The organism is Criblamydia sequanensis CRIB-18, from assembly GCF_000750955.1.
Taxonomy (GTDB): Bacteria; Chlamydiota; Chlamydiia; order Chlamydiales; family Criblamydiaceae; genus Criblamydia; species Criblamydia sequanensis.
The window spans coordinates 221517-242847 of the sequence record NZ_CCEJ010000001.1 but is presented as its reverse complement, the minus strand read 5'-3'; the positions used below and the strand labels follow the sequence as shown (position 1 = coordinate 242847).

The window sequence follows — 21331 nt, the reverse complement described above, 5'->3', positions numbered from 1 at the left end:
CAACTAATTTAAAAAATTTAATTAAAACATGAACAACTACAGATTTAATAAAATTTAAATTTGTCAAAACCCTTCAAAAAAAAACAATTCACCAAAAAGCAATCGTTGTGATAAAACTTTCGCCAATGTGGATTTTCTACTCTAAAACATTTATTCTCAACTTCTCAAATAAATTTTGGATCTCCCATTGACCCGGGTAAACAGAATGTGCTAGAAGATTCCATAATTACAAGTTTTTTTACCTAGATTCGAGCCTTATTGTTAAAAATTAAATTTTAACCATTAAGACTTAAGATCTATTAGAAAGATGGATCGATTTAAGCCTTATTTCTTAATATGAAAAGGGTCAATTTTTAACCCGAAATAAAAACCATGATTAAACTCACACTAAATCCGGGAAAAGGCGAATTAATCTATTCTTTTGAGAAGCATCAAATTTTGATAGGGCGCGTCGGCGTCTCAGAAATTGACATTGCTCTTAAAGGCGATACCATTCAACCGGTTCATTTTAAAATTCAGGAAGAACAAGACGGCAGATACTCCGTTCATAATTTCGCAAACGATCCTTTCGCAACTTTAAATGGACTCCCTTTTGGAAAAAGACGGCTTAAGAATAATGACGTATTAAAAGTAGGTGAACACTGTCTTGTTTTTGAAGAGAAAGCTGCCGCACATTCTTATAGAGAATTCCCGTCTGCCAGCCTGAAAGAAGGCGTATCTCCAGTTCTCGAAAGAACTTTAAAAAAGGCAAGTGAAACGGAATCTGTTTTCGAAGAGCCGAAACAAACATTTTTTAAAAGCGAGACTCGTCTGATCAAAAAGGGATATGATGAAGATCTTGATTTAGAAGATGTTCTTAATGCAGAAGGCCTTCCACCCATCATGAGCCATGAAGAAATAGAATCTTTATTCACGGAATGGGAAGAGCTGCCCGAAAAAGAACTTTTCGCGGCAAAGCAAGAAAAATCGAAAGAAAAAGAGCCTATAAAAGAAAAGACTATAGCTAAACCGATAACGATTTTGGACCTTCCCGACAATTCGGAAGAGGGCGTTTCTGAAAAAGCCCAATCAAAAAATCGTGAAGATGAAAAAAAGTCTTTTTTTTCAGAACCGATAAATAGCTATTTTGGAAATACTTATTTTAGAATTTTCGCAGCCGTTCTCATTATTTTAATTACCCTCATTTTGATCATCGGCGGAAGTATTTATAACAACCTTTCCAGTAAGCAGCATCAAGATGAGATAGAAGCTGCAAGAAGCGTGACAGACATTGCTTTAGCTTTAGTGTATGCGCAAGTCAATCATATCCACCCCAGAATGCAAAACTGGTCCGATCCCCAATTCCTTAAAACAAGCCTTGAATCTGTTCTATCCCCTCATCATCCACCCTCTGCTGTCCTAGACTCCCAAGGGAAGCTTAATGGGAAGTACTTGCTTCGAATTTATACAAGTAAAGACAGTTCAAGGTTTGTTTTGATCGCGCAATCCGAACCTTCTTTTATCCCCTGGGTGCAAGCTTCTGATTCCATTGCTGTGGACTCCAATTCCATGACCTTAAGACGAATTAAAGATTTAAGGGTACTGAACAGGCTTTTAATCAATCCTGACAGCCTATCGCCAGACGGCAACGATGAATTAGCCACGTTGATTAATCAAGGAGAGATAATTCCCCTAAGCGAGCTTTCAGATAAAGACAATAGCAACGGGTACGCAACCCCCGAAGATCTGCATAAAGTCTGCAAAGAAGGAGTGAACTTAATCTACAACTGCCCAAGGTATTCCCAAATCGGTGAAAAGATTATGCATAAGGCGATAGAATTGGCTAAAGAGCCTAATATCAGCGATTTAAAACGTTTGCATGATGAACTTAAGGTCATTGTCAAACTAAAAGAGCCCATCCTCTATACGACTAAAGGGCGCCTTGAGGCTTTGAACGCAAGGGAAGCTCTTTCAAATTTGATGCCGAAGAGAAGGTTTCTTATCGCCTACCTCGATTATGACGAAGACGCGAAAAAAACCGTTTCTAAACTTTTAGCTACCGATAATGGAACAAGCGATGACTTAGAAAACGAGTTGATTATAGATGGCGTCGGCTCCCATAAACCTTTAGAGGCACTCTCAAAAGCGGTTGCTTATGCCGATAAGGCACCTACCCGTAACGCCCCATTTCAATTACATGAAATCGATGAGGAAAAGCCTTTATTTCTAAAATTGAAAGAACTTGCTAAAGAAAGAAAGGCAGCCCTTAGCTTTATGGGAGAGTCTTTAATTGAAATCATTCAATCAGAAATGAAAGAAGAAATGACGGATTTTCCAAATATTTTCGAAACTCTCTCAAACCAGTTCCTTGAAAAAACCTTGGAGACAAGAGACCACCTTTTAAAGAAACTTCATGAACTCTATTTGCAAGATGGCGAAATGGCGTTAGCCGAGTTTATTGCCTATGTAGATGCTGCAGGACTAAAAGGTGTTGCTCAGCCGATAAAAGAGCCTTTGGCCAATGAAAGCGGCACTTCCATCCCCGATGGAATCGATGATGAAACTCTTAATTCCATCCTAAATATTGAAAACGCAGCAAATTTAAACGAGCTCCTTGCTGAAATAGAAAAAGCATCCCTTTTTATTAAAAAAGATAATTCAGATAACCCTTACCATGTCCTAGCCATTCAAAATCTAGTTCGAAACAAAGTTTTAGAAAAACTATCCTTCTTCATCCTATCGGGGGAAGGTTTACCTAAAGATGAGTTTACAAATGAAGGTTTATCCACTTTAAGGACCATTTTTAAAAAAGCTTGGATTTTCGACCCTGAAGAAATTGATTATTTTCTTTCAGAGTACGACCTTCATATTCAAGAAAATCATGAGACTTAAAACTCTGAGAGCCCGTGAGGCTTAAGCTCATTCAATCGGCTTTACCGATATTTTGGTTTAAGTTAATATATTGGGTTCTTGCGCCCTGATATTTTACTTTCTTAACTTTAACTATAGCGGATGAAAAGAGTTTTATGTCCTATAAAAGCCCCCCCGGTGTTTTTGATATCCTGCCTGTTGACGATGAAGAACCCTGGAAAAGTTCATATCTTTGGAATTACGTAGAGTCTGTCATCCGTAAAACAGCGAGTGACTATGGCTTTAAAGAAATAAGAACACCGCTTTTTGAAAAAACAGAATTGTTTCAAAGAAGTGTTGGCGAAGGAACAGACATTGTTTCCAAGGAAATGTACACATTTGAAGATAAAGGCGGAAGATCCCTAACTTTAAGACCTGAAGGCACAGCTCCTGCCATGAGAGCCTTTATCGAGCACCGTCTTGACACCAAAGGTTCCCAACACAAATTCTTCTATATCGCCCCCATGTTTCGTTACGAAAGAGCGCAAGCCGGGAGGTTTAGACAGCACCATCAATTCGGGGTTGAAGCCATAGGAAACGCATCCCCTGAGCAAGATGTTGAAGTCATCGATCTTATTTACACTCTATATAAAAGACTTGGCCTCACAAACCTTCTTGTTCGGTTAAATTCTTTAGGGGATCCGGAATCAAGAAAAAAATTTAAGGAACAACTTGTTGATTACCTTTCTTCCAAAAAAGAGCTTCTTTCAGAAGATAGCAAGAGAAGGCTTGAGACAAACCCTTTAAGAATTCTAGACTCGAAAGCCGAAGAAGATCAGGAGATCATAAAAAACGCCCCTTCCATTCTCGACTCAATTTCAGAAAAAGCGAAGACTCACTTTGAACAAGTGAAAAGCCTTTTAGAAACCCTTTCAATCCCTTATGAAGTAACCCCGACCCTGGTTCGAGGCTTGGATTATTATAACTACACAGTGTTTGAAATCGTTTCAACTGAACTTGGATCCCAAAATAGTTTGGTTGGCGGGGGAAGATATGACGGGCTTATCAAACAGCTTGGCGGGGTGGATTTACCGGCCTTTGGTTTTGGAACAGGTATCGAGCGGATTATTCAAACCATGTTAAAGCAAATGACTCTTTTGCCAACTAACCCGGCTCCTACCTTATTTGTGATCCCTCTTGGGGATGAAGCTGCAAAAAAAGCCTTTACCCTCGTCCATGATCTACGTTCTAAAGGCATCTCGGTCAGTTTAGATTATTCTAAACGAAAGCTTCAAAAAGTCATGCAAGAAGCCAATGATGCAAGAGCCAAGTACGTCGCTGTCATTGGCGAGAATGAATTAAAAAATGAAGAGCTTTTTTTAAAGGATATGGAAACAGGCGAATCCTTTCCAATTCCTTTCTCAAGCCTTGAAAGAATTTTAAGCATCGAAGAGAAAAAGGAAAACTTAGCTCTTTCTTACTCTGAACTATTTAAGCCATTCAGAAATGATCGGGAAGTCGATTTCTTTATAAAACATATCTCTCAAGCGATTTCCAAAACTAAAGAACTCAGCGGACAATTACAAAATGCGGTTTCTTTCATTTCGGAATTACTCAAACAAAAAAAAGAATAACAAAATGAAAAACGAGAATGGATTCTCGATAGAACGATTCCAGTCTCCCAAATATTATAAGGAATCTTATGCCATTTGATTTCCGCCGTACGCATCGCTTGGATGCATTAAGGGAAAAAGATCAAGATAGAGAAGTCACTTTGTCCGGTTGGGTCGATAGAAGACGGGATCATGGGGGATTAATATTTATTGATCTGCGCGATCGTTTCGGTGTGACGCAACTAGTCCTTGACCCTGAGCTGATTGATGAAGCGAAAGATCTAAGGTCTGAATGGGTCATTAGTATTAAAGGGGTGGTTAAAAAAAGAAAAGAAGGGATGATCAACCCGAAACTATTAACTGGCGAAATTGAAGTGGCCGTTTCCGCCCTTCATATTCTTTCTAAAGCCAAAACGCCCCCATTTTCTATCTGCGATGAAGAAATAGATACCAACGAAGAGCTAAGGTTAAAATATAGATTTTTGGATATTCGAAGAGGCAAAATCCAAGAAAATCTTGTTAAACGCCATCAAGCGATGCACCTCATACGAAATTTTTTACACGACCAGGGCTTTCTTGAATTGACAACCCCGATCCTTGGCAAATCAACCCCTGAAGGAGCACGGGACTATCTTGTCCCATCAAGAATCTATCCGGGTTCATTTTTTGCCCTTCCTCAATCCCCTCAACTATTTAAGCAGCTTTTTATGGTAGCGGGCATGGACCGCTATTTTCAAATCGCCCAATGCTTTAGAGATGAGGATTTAAGGGCCGATAGACAGCCTGAGTTTACTCAAATTGATGTTGAGATGAGCTTTGAAACAGAAGACGTGTTGATGTCCATTATGGAAAACATGATCAAGGCCTTATTTGAAAACCAAAGAGATGTAAAAATAACGCTTCCCTTTAAAAGAATGTCTCATAAAGAAGCTATGGACCGCTACGGTACTGATAAGCCCGATTTAAGGTTTGAGATGGCGCTTGTTGAAATTTCTGATATTGTAAAAGAATCTGCCTTTTCAGTATTTTTAGATGCTTTAAATAATGAAGGGATTGTAAAAGCAATTGTAATTAAAGGAGGAAGCGATTTATCAAGAAAATCTATCGATGATTACACTTCTTTTGTCGGACATTTAGGGATTAAAGGCCTTGCATGGATGAAGTTCCAAGAAGGAAAATTAACTTCAAACATTGTAAAATTCTTTCCTGAAAGCGTTCAAAAAGATCTTATTGAAAGAGCAAATATTGAAGAAAATGATTTAATTTTCATGATTGCTGATGAAAAATCGAAAACCAATCAAGCCCTTGACCACTTAAGAAGAAAGATTGCTTCCGATAGAAATTTAATTGATGAAGAACGTCTTGAATTCCTTTGGGTCACAGACTTTCCTCTTTTTGAGTGGAGCGAAGAAGAAGGTCGGCTGACAAGCGTCCACCACCCTTTTACTTCTCCCATCGATGAAGATTTACCTCTTCTTGATACGGACCCATCCTCAGTTCGCTCATCCGGCTATGACATGGTTTTAAACGGCTATGAAATCGGAGGCGGCTCAAAAAGGATTCATAATTTAGAGCTACAAAGCAAAATATTTAAGCTGCTCGGCATTTCAGAAAAAGAACAGAAATCTCGTTTTGGATTCTTTTTAGATGCTTTAAGTTACGGGGCTCCTCCTCACCTTGGAATGGCATTTGGGCTTGATCGATTGATGATGATCATTTGTAAAACGGATTCTATAAGGGATGTGATAGCGTTCCCTAAAACACAAAAATCAGCAGACCTTATGTTGGATTGTCCGTCAAATGTCGGTAAACGACAGCTAAATGAACTTAAGCTTTCTATCGAAAATTAATTTCATAGACAAATTAGCGTATTTATCTTAAGTTGGACACTTACTTTGGAAATTTCAACTATACAGAAAGATTCGCTTTAGAAGCGCTCAAAAAGATTTTTAAATGACCCGAGGAGGCCATTTTTTTTATGAATAAGCGTCATTGTCTTAAGAGATCCTTTATTTTATCTGCTTGTGTGAGTGCTTTATTTGCAAGCTTCACACCTTCTTCGGAAACCTCAAATGATAAGCTACAACACTTATCAGCCGAACAAGATAACCAGGACCTCGATTTAAAAAAGCTATCTCAAGCATTTGGGCATTTTATCGGTAGAAACTTAAAGTCCCCAGGAATTTCCTTCGATGTTGAAGGGGTCATTGCAGGCATACGCGATGGCTATCAAGGAAAACCGGCTCCTATGTCTGATCAAGAATATGAATCAGCCATGAATAAACTCCAGGAAAAAGCATACGCAGCCCTTGCAAAAGAGAATATGGCGGCAGCGGTTGTTTTCTTAAACAAAAACTCGAGAGAAAAAAATGTTAAGGAAATTGAGCCCGGCAAGCTCCAGTACATGATCCTCTCAGAGGGACGTGGTGATGAAGTACAAGCCCATGCCTCACCCTTAATTCACTACACCGGCAAATATATCGATGGCACGGTATTTGGATCTTCTGAAGAAGTTGGAGGCCCAATTACGATTCCACTAGATCAAACGATCCCAGGTTTTAGCAAGGGCCTTGTCGGAATGAAAGAAGGCGAGAAAAGAAGGCTTTTCGTACACCCTGAATTAGGCTACGGAATGCTTGGAAACTTGCCTCCAAACGCTCTTTTAATTTTTGATGTTGAAGTAGTCAAAGCTTCTAATCCTGATTCCAATAAAGATGCGACAACGCAAGAGGATGACACAGATGATGATTATGATGACGAAGATGACTTCTACAATCAATAAAGTTTAACGCTAGAACCGGAAAGCATGAGGCTTTCCGGGCTTTTTATCCCCCCTCTTTCCTTATTCTATGAAAATTGTTTTATTTAATCCTGAAATACCCCAGAACACAGGTAATGTTATAAGAACTTGTTCTGTTACAGAAACCCCTTTGGTTCTGGTTGAACCCTTAGGCTTTAGCCTATCCAATAGGCAACTAAAAAGAGCCGGCATGGACTACTTTGAAGGGGTGAATGTTGAAATCATTCCGAATCTTGAAGACTACCTTGTAAATCAAAACTCTTTTTATTTTTTTTCGAGTAAAGCCTCTAAGTTCTATCATGAAGTCGAATATGAAGAAGGCGATCTTCTTATTTTCGGATCGGAGTCAAAGGGTCTTCCGGATCATTTTCATGAAAAGTACCCTGAAAGATTCTTAAAAGTGCCGATGAAACCCGGAAAAAGATGCCTTAATCTAGCCACAACTGTTGGAATTGCTCTTTTTGAAGCGTTAAGGCAAATGAACTTTAAAGGTTTTTAAAAAACGCTTGTGAGCTTCCCCCAAGTGTTTTGAAATGAGTTTATCCGAAGACTTTCTTTGGAGCTTCTTCGATATGACCTGCTTTAAAATCAGGAATCTCGCTCAATGCATCAATGATATTTGCTTTTATTTCAGCATCGAAGAGAGAGCCGTTTTTTGTGAAGCTGTTTGAAATTAGCTTGGCGCATAATTTTTTCTTTTCAACGCTAACAGAACGATTGGCTTTAGCTTGAAAAGCATGAGACGTAAGAATTGTGATTTTTTCGCAGTTTCTCTAGGGATTTTTTTTTTAATAAAGAAATTGGAAATAAATATTTCATCTGACGCACCTTTTAATATTCATGAAAGGTGGCTGAATATTTTACAACTTGAAATAAAAAAAATAACTTAACTTACCTTAAGAAGTAAGTTAAGTTTTATGAAAAAGTTAGAGGGACTTTTGTAAAAGTTGATCGAGTGTATTTTCGTCTCTAACGCCTACAATACGTTCTTTTTCTTCCCCGTTCACAAAAAGGATTAAGGTTGGGATAGAGGTTACGTTATAGCGGGCAGTCGTGGATTGGGCAGCTTCAATGTCTAATTTCACAACTGAAGCCTTTCCTTGAAACTTAGCGGCTAGTTTTTCAATGATAGGAGCAATCATCCTGCAGGGACCACACCAATCAGCATAGAAATCAACTAATACAACACCCTGTTTGACTTCTGAATCAAAATTCTCATCGTTTACATGTTTTATTTCATTTGCCATTTAAAAAACTCCTTATTCAGCAAACTTAATTTCTAATTCTTTAACCTCGTAAAAGACTATTTGTCCCATAAGGTTTTCAATTTTCCATTTTCTTGCATTATATCAGTTGCTCGAATAAATTCCTATCGAACCGCTTTTAGAGGCTAGTCTTTCATAATAAACAAGTTCTGCAAAATAGAGATCAACGGCATGGAATATAAAACTTTTGGCAAAACAGGAATTAAAGTCTCAGCTCTATCTTTTGGGACGATGACTTTTGGCGGAGAATCCGACGAAAAAACATCCGGCGAGCTCTATCTCCTTGCCCGTGAAGCAGGTATTAATCTTTTTGACTGCGCCAATGTTTATAACGAAGGAAAAGCTGAGGAAATCTTAGGCAGGCTTATTCAAAAGGAAAGAGACGAAATTATTTTAACCTCAAAAGCCTATTTTCCAACAAAAGATGAAGTAAATTCCAAAGGACTCTCAAGAAAACATATCTTTCAAGCGATCCACGATAGTTTAAGCAGGCTAAAAACAGATTATATCGACATCTACTTCATGCATAAGTTTGATGAAAGCACGCCTCTTGAAGAATCATTAAGGGCCATGAGTGATCTTGTTCAGCAAGGCAAAGTTCTTTACCTAGGGGTGAGCAATTTTTCAGCATGGCAAATTATGAAGGCTCTTGGCCTCTCAGCTCTACATCAGTTAGCTTCATTTCAAGTGATCCAACCCATGTATAATCTAATTAAAAGACAAGCGGAGGTTGAACTTTTTCCTTTAGCCCTCTCTGAAAATTTAGCAGTCATCCCCTACAACCCTCTAGCAGGCGGCATGCTGACCGGCAAATACTCGTCTTCAAAAGAGATTAAAGGCACTCGTCTTGAATCTCGAAAAATGTATCAAGGAAGGTACCAAAATGAAGAAGCGATGGCAATTACAGAGAGTTTTGTCTCACTTGCCAAAAAATATGGGTACTCGCCGGCAAGCCTTGCCCTTGCTTGGGTAGCTTCCAATAAAGCTGTGACCTCCCCTCTTTTAGGAGCAAGAAATCAAGAGCAGCTTAAAGACTGTTTAAAATGTTTAGAGATTCCAATGACAGCGGAGCTTCGAAAAGAAATATCCTCTCTTTCAAAAGAGCCTCCTTTGGCCACTGATCGATCGGAAGAGCGCTTAAATTAAGTCTATTTTTGATAAGCCGGATTCCAATATTTTTCAATTACTCCTCTACTTTGAATAAGACTATATAGATTAAACAAAAATGAAAGTTCTTATACAAAAGCCTAATAATTTTTTTAGAAATTTTAAATCTTTGAAGCTTGATCTCGAGGCGTAAATTGTTTATACTAACTTGTTTTAAAATTAAAAATCACGGCAAGCCATGTCCTCTCAAGATAAATGTTATTACGTTCTAGCTTTCTATAGGATTGCTCCTCTTCAAAACCCTGAGGAAGAAGTCCTCCTGCATAAAAATTTTATTGAGAACCGCGATATCCAATGCCGTCTTTACCTCTCAAAAGATGGGCTAAACGGCCAAATGAGCGCTTCAAAAGAAGATGCAGAGGCCTATATGGCCTGGCTTAAGAGCAGGCCCCCTTTTGAAGATCTCGTTTTTAAAATCCATTACTGGCATGAACACGTTTTTCCTAAAAAAATTGTGAAATTAAAAAGTCAACTCGTGGCGTTAGATACCCCGGTTGATTTTTCAAAAGCCGGAGTCCACATCGCTCCAAAACAATTTCGTGAAATGCTCGAAAATGAAAAAGATGTGCTTCTTCTTGATGTAAGAAACGATTATGAATGGGATATTGGACACTTTGAGGGAGCAGAAAGGCCTCCTTGCGTCACTTTTAGAGATTTTAATGCTTATGCTGAAAAAATTGAAAAAGAACATCCTGATAAGCCGAAGGTCATGATGTATTGCACAGGGGGCATTCGTTGCGAGCTTTACTCTGCCATTTTAAAGGAAAAAGGGTTTGATGATGTCTTCCAGTTAGACGGGGGCATCATTAACTACGGACTTGAAGAAGGAAATGCTCATTGGAAAGGCAAGTTATTTGTGTTTGATGATCGCATGACCGTTCCTATTGCGGAAGAATCAGAAACAGAAACTTGCGGCCGCTGCCACAAGTGCAATCATCAAGCTGAAAGCTATTATAACTGCGCCAATATGGAATGCAACCTTCTTTATATTAGCTGCCCAACTTGCTTGGATCAGCTTAAAGGGTGCTGCTCTCAAAAGTGCGGCGAAGGAGAAAAACTAAGACCTTATCACGAGCAAAACCCTCACAAACCTTTTAAGAAAAGTTACGAGTACTTCGGCTTTAAGAAAAATCCGCACGGTCAAGGCAAAAACAAACGAAAGGCAAAAAAGAATCCTGTTAACCACTCATAGCTTCGCTTCTTTTTCGGACCCAATGAAGCATTTTTTCTTTTGTTGCATCCAAAACAACAGTGAGCCCGGGTTTTACCCCCTCCTCTGAAAGCTTAAAAGCTTGCAGGGTATTGCAGATTCGGCCGCCAAGTCTGACTCCAATTCCCTGGATGCCGATCATGTTGCCATAGTCTCCAAACATTTCAAGAGTCATCTCGCAAGCTGTGATTAAAAATACAATCTTACGATCAGGCTTCTCATGCAAAAGATCAAATAATTCATTGCCGATATGATGAACCGTTGGAATCAAAACCGGATGGCTATTTTCTTTTGCAAGCCCATGGATGGTCTTGCCGATAAAACATTGCTTGCAAACATTATGAGTAGTATCTCTTATGCAACCGGCCGAAAATCGACCGGAGGGACATTCAAAAGGTTTATGGCAGTAGGAAAAGCCCACGACAAAAAGAGCTTCTTTATCTAAAAGCAAAGACTCAAAATCTGAAAGAGAATTTAATCCGTAAAGAAAATAATCCCCTTCCCGCTTAAAAGGTTTCCCGCTTCTCCATGATTTAAGGAACTGTTTGCCATACTTGAAAGGATGCTTTAAGAAGTGGCGCAAGATACGAAAGCCTCGGTCTTTTCTTATCATCCATAAGAGGCTTTTCCACTTTAAATTTTTCGCTGTTTCTTTAGTGATCCCGACCATGTCGGGCAAAACTTTTAGCTTTTTAAGAGGCAGCTCTTTTTCCGCTTCCTTTTCCCTCTCATCCCAACTGCGTTCAAAATCTTCCCAAGTTGTCTTTTGAGACAAGAGGTTTAATCGAGTCATTGTTTCACACTTTATTTATTCAACTACAAAAGTATTGAAAATAAGAGAAAAAAAAGCAAGCTCTGATAATTACCAGAGCTTGCTTTTGCTATTATTTATTATTATGATATAACTTTACTACGTATTATTATTACTTAAATATCGTTGGCCTCAGTAAGTTTCTGACGAATAATTTCCCCGGCTGCCGCTTTTACAGTTTCAAGTCCGTGCTGAAAGCCCACCATCTTCATTAGCTCATCCATGTAACTCACCTCTGTTTGAAGGTGATCGTTTATAGACTCTAAAAGGGCAATTTTTCTTTTAAGTTGTGCTTTGGTCATCCTTACCTCCTACTGACGTATTCAAGGCCATCAATAGATTTTCCGTTTTGTTTATGCCTCTAGTAAAAGGCTTGAATGTTAACGCTGAATAAAGGAATCTTGAATTTTTAATTAATCTCATCTAAACCCTTGATACTAAAAATCATTAATCCAGAAAATGGACCTATCTACATGCTAGAGATTAAGATTTGCCTAATTTTTATCTTGAGAAAGCAGCTCCTCAGCCGTTTTTTTAACCGAATTTAGCCCTTCCGGAAATCCAATAGATCTCAGGAGGCGATTAAGATAATTTAACTCTGCTAAAAGCTGATCATTTTGAAATTCAAGCTTCGCAATCGTCTGTTTTAATTCTTTTATGGATTTGGGTTTCATAGTTGACCCCCTTTTTTGCCTTTGTCTAGAATGAAGCAAGTTCTGTGCCACTTTTAGGGGTGTCACAATAATAATCTTAGTGTATTAACCTTAAGAGATTTAAAAACATATAGGACCATAATGTATTTTTTAGATTACTACTGGAAAGACGGGCAGCCTTATGGAATCGGAACAAAAGACCCGCTTCTTGGATTTAATATAGTCAAGGACCCTTACCGTAAAAGGATTTCAATAGAATATTTTACCCAGGGTAAATTTTCTTCCCTTATCTACGACTCCAACCTTTTTGACTTTAGAAAATTGAAGCCGGAGGCCCAGATCGCCTGGCAAAAGGAATTTATTAAAGAAGAAGATGGAAAGGTGCACTCTCTTATCAAAGATCAGGAGGATCGCACGATTCTTTTTGAAGTGTCTCATTTTGTTGAGGGGGTCTGTCGTTTGACAGAATGCTATTACCCCACTCAGATTCTACTATGCAGACAAAAGCTTTTTTATAAAAATTTAGGAGACACTTTTAATGGTGTTCTACTAGAAGATACCCAAAAAAAACCTATTTTACTTAAAGAATACGACCTTAACTTAGAAACGGAAGAATTTCAAAATGTTGTGAAAGAAGTTTGGAATTTTGAAAATTATCCTGTAGAAGAGAAAACCTTATAAGAGGAAGTTATTCCCCTTATAAGGCTTATAGCTTAACTTCTTGCTTGAATATCAAAGGAAGCTTTAGTGACCCGCTGCCCATAAAAAAACCATTCGGTTTTTACAGTACCGTTTAAATAAGTATTGTAAGGACCATGCATTAAGTCATTTTCCCAAGTTATTTCTTCAACCACCATATTGCCATCGCGAAATCTTCTTTCAATGCCATGCTTTTTTCCATTGTAGTAAGGCACTTCCGCATACTTTTCACCGGCCCTAAACACAGTTGTCACACCATGCTGAGCATTGCTTGCCCACTGTTCAATAGTGCTTGGCTCGCCCTGGGAAAGGTAAGTTTTTTTAATGCCGTTGATCTTGCCATTGGATATAGGGATAACTTCCTTTGGAGCGCCATTTTGATAATATAGAGTGCGCTTTGTTGTCATACCGCCCATCACATTTTCATGGCAAAGGAGCTCGCCGCTTTCATTACGTAAAATTCGAAGGCCTGCGCCGCCATCAAACTGAGATTCAACTTTTCGATCCGGTGTATAATAAGTGCCGGATGTTAAACTGTCGCCATGGTATTGTTCTTGGGATCTTGGCGATCCGCCTTCATACCAATGGGTGACAAGCGAATTGTCATTGCCTAAATATTGGGTTTCAAACATAGGATGGCCATTTGGATCATGAAGGATAACCTTGGAAAGATTTCCCATGTTGTACACCTCAACTTTTTGAATGCGATCGCTATGGGGGTAAGTATAGCTCGTTTCCCCATTCAAAATACCATCTGAATAGCATTTAGTCACAGTGACACCATTATCCATCTCCGAGATGACCTGGCCGCTTTGCCCTCTTGTCATCCACTCTTCCGGCTGTACCTCCATTCCATACTTATGAACATAGGTTTCACCTAAAACGTAATGTCTCTCTTGATAGGCTTTTTTTGTGCCACAGCCTGTTAAGACAAGGCTTGCCATGCACCCAATAAATATGAGTTTCGCTTTCATTTTTTCCCCACTATCAACTTCAATTATCTAATTTTTCTTAACAAGTCCTGTACGGACAGCATCGCAAATTCTTGTATGTTCCTTATCCACTTCCTCTTGTGAAAGTGTTTTATTACGGTCCCGATAAACAAACCTAAACGTCAAATTCTTTAAACCGGCACCTAGTTTTGAACCTTTCCATACGTTTACCAATTGACAGCTTTCTAAGAGAGTGGACGGAACACTCGTAATCAAATGCAGAATGTAATCGAAAGGCACATCATCATTTAAAGTCAAGGTCCAATCTCTTTCTGAAGTAGGGTAAAGAGGGATTTCTTTAATTTTAGGAACCAAATTAGATACCCGGTAAAGATCTGCTAAATTGAATTCTGCGAAATAGATGGGTTCGGAAACATTCAATTTTCTTAAAATCGAAGGGTGAACTTCCCCAAGGGCCCCGACTTTTAACTCCCCGACAAAAACCGAAGCTTGTCTGCCATCATGAAAGGGTTTCAATTTTTGGTTTTGAAATTTAGCGTCTTTTATCCCAAGGGTGTCAAACAGATTTTCAATAACGCCTTTTAAATCATAAAAATTTACTGAAACCGGCTTTTCTTCCCATTCAACGGGACGCTCTTTCCCCATAAGGACTATCGCTGCCATGCTCTCTTCACGAAAGCTTGCCCCATCCTTAAAGTGAATTCTGCCAACCTCGAAGCCATCTATATCAAATATTTGTCTATCATAGTTGAACTTTACAACTTGTAAAAGCCCAGGCATTAAAGAGGTCCTTAAAATCGATTGTTCTATCGAGGTAGGATTCAATACCGACACCTCAACCTCAGAGGGCATCAACGCCTCTTCAGCAATCTCTTTAAGTTTAGGGCCTATCAGATCACAGGTTAAAAATTCTTGAAGCCCTTGCGACAAGAGAATTTTTCGGATCAATCTCTCAAAATCAAAACCGATAGCATTTTCTTTTAAAGACCCTCTCCATTTAGGCATGGAAGCGCTCACTCGAATATTTTCATACCCGTAAAGCCTCGCGACTTCCTCTATAAGATCAATTTCTTGGGAAATATCGGACCTATAGGTTGGAACTTGCACTAAAAGCGCTTCTCCCTCTGCTTTGGTCACAAAATTTAAGCGCCGCAATAAAGTCTCAACTTCGCTTAAGCTTAATTGCAGGCCTAAGATTTCATTAACTCTCGGGATGCCGCAGCGAATAATTTTCGGAGCGAAATCTTTGTGGGAGATATCGAGGGTTTCTTTCAAGACTTTTCCGCCTGCAAGACTATTTAGCAAAAAGCAAGCCCTGTCAAGAGCCTCTTCCAACGCATTTGGGTCAGCTCCTCTTTCAAATCTTCTTGAGGCCTCGGTTAATAGACCTTGCCTTTTACTTGTTTTTCTTACAGCAACCGGATCAAAGTAAGCGGCTTCAAGAAAAACTGAAGTGGTGCTCTCCCCTACTTCGGAATTATTAGCTCCCATAACCCCGGCAATCGCAAGAACTTTATTTGAGTCCGCTATGACAACATCTTCTCCTGTTAACTTACGCTCCTTGCCATCTAGAGTTATAAGGCTCTCATTTTCTTTTGCTTCTCTAACATAAAGGGTCTTATCGCTTATTTTATCAAAATCAAACGCATGAAGAGGGTGACCTCTTTCAAAAAGAACATAGTTTGTGATGTCAACGACGTTATTGATAGGTCTAAAGCCTGCTTTTGAAAGCCGATTTTGCATCCAAACGGGAGATGCTCCTAACTTAACGTCTTTGACAAGTCGTCCCATGTACCTGGGAGCATTTTTTTTAGCTTCAACAATGACTTTAGCTTCCTCGGAAACATTAGTTTCCTCCACAGGAAATTTTAAAGGCACCTTTTTTAAGGGAATGCCTAAAATGGATGAGAGTTCTCTTGCCACCCCGAAAACAGAAGAAGCATAGTTTAGATTTGGGGTTAGAGCAATTTCAAAAACCACTTCTGTAAAATGTTTTTTTAAATCTTCGCCTACTTTAAATTCGTCTGAAAGATCTAAAATACCATCGGTATCGTCTGAAATTCTAAGCTCCTTTCCGGAAGCTAACATTCCATTAGACTCAACGCCTCGAATTTTGGTTTTTTTTATTTTTAATTTCTCATCGTTATCAAGAAGAATGCTCGCTCCAATCTCTGCAAAAGCAGTCTTCATTCCTTTTCGACAGTTAGGCGCACCGCAAACAACCTGCACGCTTTCTTTGCCGTTTGAAACGGTCGCAATTCTTAGTTTGTCGGCATTTGGGTGGGGAACCACCTCTTCGACATACCCGACGACTACTCCATCAAAGGAGGGATCGTGAGTTTCTATAGCCTCAACTTCAAGACCTGCCATCGTTAGATGTTTTGCTATATCTTGAGGGGAAAGGTCCAAATCAATAAAATCTTTCAACCAGCTGAAGGGAATTTTCATAAAAACCAAAGAGTCTTTTTAAATATTATAGGAAAGAAAGAGAATACTCGAATAAGAGAAATCTAACAACAGAGAAAAAGGCTTTTCTTCTTCAGGAAACATCTAAAATTAAATTTTTAATTTAAAACATCTTAATGCAAAATTTAAATTTACTTAATTTAATGTTATTTTAACAATCTTACTATTTCTACTTTATTTAATTAATTAATAAGGCAGAAAGTATGTCATCAGTAGATACAACGGCAAGGACGCCGTTATCAACAAGCAGAGACAGCGGATCTCTTGTAACACCTCCTTCAGCCCCGGCACCTTCAGAAGCCCTTGAAAACATTAAAAAGAACTGGAAAATCGTTTCCACTAAAGATCAGGGCTATCTTTTTTATAATCAAAAGAAGGGATGTTTTGAAAAGCAGACCTACTCCAATTGGTTTGTCCTTGTTATTAAAATTATTTTTTGCTCTCCATTCCGCTATCTATTCGGCTTCACAAGCAACAATGATGTCGTATTAAAAGGTTTAAACGATCTCCTTATAAAATCTCAAAAAGAGCTTGAGAGCGAGGCTGATACAGAAGAAGGAAAGGCGCTTAAGACTTTAATCAAAGAAGTTTCTGAAGTAGCTCTTCCAAACCTCATTACCGAATTTGAAAATAAAAATTACCTTCGTCAAACAACTGCTGCGAAAGAACTTCTTTCCACCATGGAAAAAATAACGACTGCGGCAGCGCCTCTATCAAAAAAACGATTCCCAGGATTTAAGTCAAAATCTTTAGGACGGAGTTTTACAAGAAGGAATGTCACTTCAAGATTTCCTGCTAAAGAAGTCAAAAATGAAACCACCAAAAAAACTCGCATAACTTTTACTAAGGCGATAAAAAAAGAGGAAAGAGAACCCGTAAAGCCTGTAAAAAAATCCCTTATTGGTGCTGTTCGAACCTTTAGAGCTAAAGCTGCTTTAAAATCTTCAGCAGACCAAGAATCGAGCTTAACACCTCCTCCTGCGCCGACGCCGCCAGCAGCTCCAACGCCGCCTCCGGCTCCTGATGCGCCACCTCCGCCTCCGCCTCCGGCTCCTGGCGCCCCACCGGCTCCTAATGCGCCGAGAGCTCCTGGAATTCCAAACAAAGCCGCAACAATTGATAGCGCAGAGCTTGCAAAAAAACGCGCAGAGCAATTGAAGCAAAAAAAGGAAGGCTACCAAAAAGAAATTGATGCCTGGACCCTTGAAGTTGAAGAGAAAAACGGAAAAATTTCCAAGCTTAAGAAAGAGTTAACAGAGTTGCAAAAAAAGTTCCGCGAGGAAGTTTCTCCAAGATTTACCCTTTATAGCACATTGATTGCGACAGACAGCAATTATACAAAGAGAGAATCAGGCGGACGTTTATTGCTCGTTAAAAAAGAAAAAATTGAGTTTATGAAAAATGAGCTTGATATTTGCAACCAAGGGTTTGACTATTTAAAAAATCTTCTTCAAGAACAGCAAGAAGAATCTGTTAAGGTTCTTCTTGCCGGTGAAGAGACTGAGCTAAAGCGTGAGATTGCATCTAAACTTTTAGAGGATGCTTCGAAGGAAGTAGAAAACCTTGAGTCTACTATCATCAAACTTGAAACAGAATATCAAAAAGAAGAAAAAATTATTGAGGATTTGCTTAAAGAAACCATTACAGCGCCTCAAGAGTTATTAAAAAGAGATCCGAAAGAAGAAAAAGCCGTTACAAGATCAATTAAACTAAATTTTAACGCTTTAAATATAACCGTTGAAAAGCTTGGAAAAAGATTTAAAAAAGCAGAGCAGGCCAAAATCGATTTAGAAAATTCAAGAAACACCATTCAAAAAGAAAAAGAAGAAGTTGAAAAAGAACTCAAAGCTCTTGAAAAAAATATTGCCTCAAAAAGAAGAGCTATTAACGCTCTAGAGGGGAAAAAGGATGAACCAGAGAAGAAGGTTGCTCCCCCGACAGCAAGCGCAGGAGATATTGCTCAAATGGCGTCGGCTAAAAGACGAAGCCAAATTATACAAAATCCTACACCAAAGGCGCTTTTTAGCTCCTTTGAGGGGCTTGCGGCAAGAAGGAAAATTGAGTCCGCAGAAGCAAAAGCTGCTCAAACTGCCGAACCTAACGCTAAAAATGAAGACAATTCAGCTAAGACAGTCTAATCTTTTTGAAAAATTTTAATTTTAAGCCATGGATAAACCCTCCATGGCTTTTTTCTTTCCCCTTTTCCTTGAAATCAGAGTTTTATTTTTTTTTCTTATAAGCTATGCTTACGCCCAAGTTTTTAAAAACTCACGAAATTGATTAGGAGACTAGAAATCATGGAAAGAACTTTATCCATTATTAAGCCGGATGCCGTTGGAAAAAATCATATCGGAGACATTATTCAACGTTTTGAAAAAAACGGGCTGAAGGTTATCTCTGCAAAAATGATGCATCTTTCAAAAAGCCAAGCTGAAAAATTTTATGAAGTTCATAAAGCGCGTCCTTTTTTTAAGGATTTAGTAAGCTTTATGACTACAGGCCCTGTTTTTGTCATGGTTTTAGAAGGCAATAACGCTGTACAAGTAAACCGAGATCTTATGGGTGCAACCGATCCGTCTAAAGCTGAAAAAGGAACCATCCGCGCTGATTTTGCAAAAACTATCGATGAAAATGCCGTTCACGGTTCCGATAGTTTAGAAAACGCCAAAAAAGAAATTGAATTTTTCTTTAGCGGCAACGAAATTTGCGAGCGGACTAGATAGTTCTCCAGTGTTTAAAGGAACGCTTCTTATGGTGGACAACTTAGACTCGTTCACCTTCAATCTTATTCATTATTTTGAAATTTTAGGGTGCGAGGTCCAAATGGTAAAAGCGCACACGGCTAAAGTTTCAGATTGTTTAAATGCATCTCCTTCCTGGGTTGTTTTCAGCCCAGGACCCGGTCATCCAAAAGATGCTTCATTTATGCTTGAGGTCATGCAAGCTTTTCTTGGTAAAGTTCCTCTTTTTGGAGTTTGTTTAGGCATGCAAGCTTTAAATTTATTATTCGGGGGGAAAGTGGTTCGGGCTAGAGCTCCCATGCATGGAAAATTCTCAAAAATATTTCATGAAGGAAAGGGCATTTTTAAAAACTTGCCTAATGGCTTTAAAGCTATTCGCTACCATTCCTTAATGGTAGATAAGACAACGATACCAAATTCCCTTGAAATCACCGCCTGGACAGAAGACGGAGTTATTATGGGCCTCAGAGCAAAAGATTACGATTTTGAAGGAGTTCAGTTCCATCCGGAGTCGATCCTAACAGAGCAAAGCTTTCCTCTTCTTTCAAACTTTTTAAGGTTGAAAAAATAAACTTTTCTTAAAATTTCTTTCTTTATTTGAACTTTTTTTGCCATACTCCAAGTTTCTCATGATTTTAACCCTAAAAAAATAAGGATTCACTCTATGATTCGAGCTCTTTCAATAGCCTTAAGCCTCTCTCTTGTTATGCTTACAGCCGCATGCAGTAAAGAAACGGAAAAAAAATCGATCGCAAAAAATAAAGAAATCACTCTATCAATCATTAAGCCGGACGCTGTAAGCCGAAATGTGGCGGGGCAAATTTTAGCTAAGCTTGAAAATTCAGGCCTTAGAGTTTCTGCCATAAAAATGAAAAAACTGACACCGAAAGAAGCGGAAGAGTTTTATAAGGTTCATGAAGGAAAGCCTTTCTATAAAGACCTAGTCGCTTTTATGAGCTCAGGGCCTGTGATTGCAATCGCTTTAGAAGGCGATAATGCGGTTGCTAAAAATAGAACCATCATGGGCGCAACAGACCCTTCTAAATCCCAACCGGGAACGATCAGGCGTGATTTCGCTGAAAGTGTTACTCGAAATGCGGTTCATGGATCTGATAGTGTTGAAAATGCTGAAACCGAACTGCTATTTTTCTTCGAACCAAGCGAGTTGCAAGAGCGCTTCTAAAAAAAATAGATTTCTTTCGAAACCCGCTTTGATTAGACGACTGGACAGGTTTTGAGCAATTTTTTTGATAAATTTTTAAAGCGTAGGATAACCTATGCGTGAAAAAATTTAGGAAAGATGCCAATAACAGTTGTTTTAAGAATTGAATGGAGTTTCGAAAGAAGTCTCATCCGGTCTCATCGGTTAAGATTGAGATCTTTTAAAGACAAAAGCTTTCTCCTAGATAATGCTTTCTTGCGGTTTCACTTTCCATCAAATCTTGGGGGGTTCCGGAAAGCAGAACTTTTCCTTCTCTCACAATATAGCTTCGATGAACTATTGAAAAAATTTCGCGAGCGTTATGATCTGTAATTAAAATACTTATGCCTTTTGCTGAAAGAAGTCTGATTAACTCCTTTACTTCTTGAACAGAAATCGGGTCGACATTAGCAAAGGGCTCATCTAAAAGCAGAAAAGTTGGGTTTGTCGCAAGCGCTCTTGTAATTTCAAGCCTTCTTCTTTCACCGCCGGATAAAGTAGCCGCTTTTTTCTTAGCCAATTTTTCTAAATGAAGCTCAGCGAGAAGCTCTTCTAGTTTTTGCTTTCTCTCTTTAGATTTCATTTTTAAGTTTTGCAGGATGCAAAGAATATTTTCTTCTACGGTTAAGCTTCTAAATATGGAAGGTTCTTGCGCTAAATACCCCATGCCCATTTTAGACCTTTTATGAATGGGAAGCCTTGTGATTTCTTTATTATCGAATATTACTTTGCCGCTATCCGGTCTAATAAGGCCCATAACCATGTAAAAAGCAGTTGTTTTGCCGGCTCCATTCGGACCGAGAAGGCCTACAATTTCGCTCTTTCCAACAGACAAAGAAAGCCCGTCGACTACCTTTTTTCCCCCGTATAGCTTAATCAGGTCTCTTGCTTCAAAACGAATAAGCGAAGCCTCCTCCATTCTC

General features: G+C 38.9%; 19 protein-coding genes. 12 read left to right on the top strand and 7 right to left on the bottom strand.

Translation table 11 applies throughout. The features are described from left to right. Positions 1 to 372 precede the first annotated feature (372 nt). From CSEC_RS00965 to CSEC_RS00945, 5 genes are all read left to right on the top strand, one after another. On the top strand, positions 373 to 2871 hold the full coding sequence (locus CSEC_RS00965; protein WP_041016531.1) for an FHA domain-containing protein: 2499 nt from the start codon (positions 373 to 375) through the stop codon (positions 2869 to 2871). Between the two features lie 134 nt (positions 2872 to 3005). Continuing rightward, on the top strand, positions 3006 to 4463 hold the full coding sequence (gene hisS / locus CSEC_RS00960; RefSeq protein WP_041016530.1) for a histidine--tRNA ligase: 1458 nt from the start codon (positions 3006 to 3008) through the stop codon (positions 4461 to 4463). Positions 4464 to 4531: 68 nt separating this feature from the next. Continuing rightward, entirely contained in the window at positions 4532 to 6292 is a 1761-nt protein-coding gene (gene aspS / locus CSEC_RS00955; RefSeq protein WP_041016529.1) for an aspartate--tRNA ligase, read from the top strand. Between the two features lie 128 nt (positions 6293 to 6420). Beyond that, a complete protein-coding gene (locus CSEC_RS00950) occupies positions 6421 to 7224 on the top strand; it encodes an FKBP-type peptidyl-prolyl cis-trans isomerase (RefSeq protein ID WP_041016528.1) in 804 nt (267 codons plus the stop codon). 67 nt (positions 7225 to 7291) lie between these two features. Then, on the top strand, positions 7292 to 7741 hold the full coding sequence (locus CSEC_RS00945; protein WP_041016527.1) for a tRNA (cytidine(34)-2'-O)-methyltransferase: 450 nt from the start codon (positions 7292 to 7294) through the stop codon (positions 7739 to 7741). Between the two features lie 427 nt (positions 7742 to 8168). Here the strand turns inward: CSEC_RS00945 and trxA are convergent, their stop codons facing one another. Further along, positions 8169 to 8489, bottom strand: a complete 321-nt coding sequence (gene trxA / locus CSEC_RS00940; protein ID WP_041016526.1) for a thioredoxin — start codon at positions 8487 to 8489, stop codon at positions 8169 to 8171. 189 nt (positions 8490 to 8678) lie between these two features. Between trxA and CSEC_RS00935 the strand changes: the two genes are divergently transcribed. Together CSEC_RS00935 and trhO are read left to right on the top strand one after the other, a co-directional pair. Then, entirely contained in the window at positions 8679 to 9653 is a 975-nt protein-coding gene (locus CSEC_RS00935; protein WP_041016525.1) for an aldo/keto reductase, read from the top strand. Positions 9654 to 9852: 199 nt separating this feature from the next. Beyond that, positions 9853 to 10866 carry an oxygen-dependent tRNA uridine(34) hydroxylase TrhO gene (trhO, locus tag CSEC_RS00930; RefSeq protein WP_079977920.1) on the top strand — a complete coding sequence of 338 codons (1014 nt, stop codon included), beginning with the start codon at positions 9853 to 9855 and terminating at the stop codon, positions 10864 to 10866. Here trhO and CSEC_RS00925 read toward each other — a convergent pair. The 3 genes from CSEC_RS00925 to CSEC_RS00915 form a co-directional block, all read right to left on the bottom strand. Next, complete coding sequence (locus CSEC_RS00925) at positions 10853 to 11677, bottom strand: hypothetical protein (protein ID WP_041016524.1); 825 nt, start codon at positions 11675 to 11677, stop codon at positions 10853 to 10855. The genes trhO and CSEC_RS00925 overlap by 14 nt on opposite strands. Before the next feature lie 134 nt (positions 11678 to 11811). Next, positions 11812 to 11997: a hypothetical protein gene (locus CSEC_RS00920; RefSeq protein WP_041016523.1), complete on the bottom strand. Its 186-nt coding sequence runs from the start codon at positions 11995 to 11997 to the stop codon at positions 11812 to 11814. A 192-nt stretch (positions 11998 to 12189) separates the two neighbouring features. Continuing rightward, positions 12190 to 12369, bottom strand: a complete 180-nt coding sequence (locus tag CSEC_RS00915; protein ID WP_041016522.1) for a hypothetical protein — start codon at positions 12367 to 12369, stop codon at positions 12190 to 12192. Between the two features lie 120 nt (positions 12370 to 12489). Here CSEC_RS00915 and CSEC_RS00910 point away from each other — a divergent pair, with 120 nt between their 5' ends. Beyond that, a complete protein-coding gene (locus CSEC_RS00910; RefSeq protein ID WP_041016521.1) occupies positions 12490 to 13029 on the top strand; it encodes a hypothetical protein in 540 nt (179 codons plus the stop codon). A 32-nt stretch (positions 13030 to 13061) separates the two neighbouring features. Here CSEC_RS00910 and CSEC_RS00905 read toward each other — a convergent pair whose 3' ends face one another. Together CSEC_RS00905 and pheT are read right to left on the bottom strand one after the other, a co-directional pair. After that, on the bottom strand, positions 13062 to 14021 hold the full coding sequence (locus tag CSEC_RS00905; RefSeq protein ID WP_041016520.1) for a toxin-antitoxin system YwqK family antitoxin: 960 nt from the start codon (positions 14019 to 14021) through the stop codon (positions 13062 to 13064). Positions 14022 to 14048: 27 nt separating this feature from the next. Next, positions 14049 to 16448, bottom strand: a complete 2400-nt coding sequence (gene pheT, locus CSEC_RS00900; protein ID WP_041016519.1) for a phenylalanine--tRNA ligase subunit beta — start codon at positions 16446 to 16448, stop codon at positions 14049 to 14051. A 221-nt stretch (positions 16449 to 16669) separates the two neighbouring features. Between pheT and CSEC_RS13295 the strand changes: the two genes are divergently transcribed. The 4 genes from CSEC_RS13295 to ndk (CSEC_RS00880) all read left to right on the top strand — a co-directional run bounded on the left by CSEC_RS13295 (position 16670) and on the right by ndk (CSEC_RS00880) (position 20390). Continuing rightward, positions 16670 to 18604 (top strand): coiled-coil domain-containing protein, encoded by a 1935-nt coding sequence (locus CSEC_RS13295; RefSeq protein ID WP_041016518.1) that lies wholly within the window; start codon positions 16670 to 16672, stop codon positions 18602 to 18604. 159 nt (positions 18605 to 18763) lie between these two features. Then, positions 18764 to 19189, top strand: a complete 426-nt coding sequence (gene ndk / locus CSEC_RS00890; RefSeq protein ID WP_041016517.1) for a nucleoside-diphosphate kinase — start codon at positions 18764 to 18766, stop codon at positions 19187 to 19189. A 28-nt stretch (positions 19190 to 19217) separates the two neighbouring features. After that, positions 19218 to 19778, top strand: coding sequence for an anthranilate synthase component II (locus tag CSEC_RS00885; protein ID WP_041016516.1), 561 nt, complete (start codon positions 19218 to 19220; stop codon positions 19776 to 19778). Positions 19779 to 19913: 135 nt separating this feature from the next. Then, complete coding sequence (gene ndk / locus CSEC_RS00880; RefSeq protein WP_053331683.1) at positions 19914 to 20390, top strand: nucleoside-diphosphate kinase; 477 nt, start codon at positions 19914 to 19916, stop codon at positions 20388 to 20390. 199 nt (positions 20391 to 20589) lie between these two features. Here the strand turns inward: ndk (CSEC_RS00880) and lptB are convergent, their stop codons facing one another. Continuing rightward, a complete protein-coding gene (gene lptB / locus CSEC_RS00875; RefSeq protein ID WP_041016515.1) occupies positions 20590 to 21327 on the bottom strand; it encodes an LPS export ABC transporter ATP-binding protein in 738 nt (245 codons plus the stop codon). Positions 21328 to 21331 lie beyond the last annotated feature (4 nt).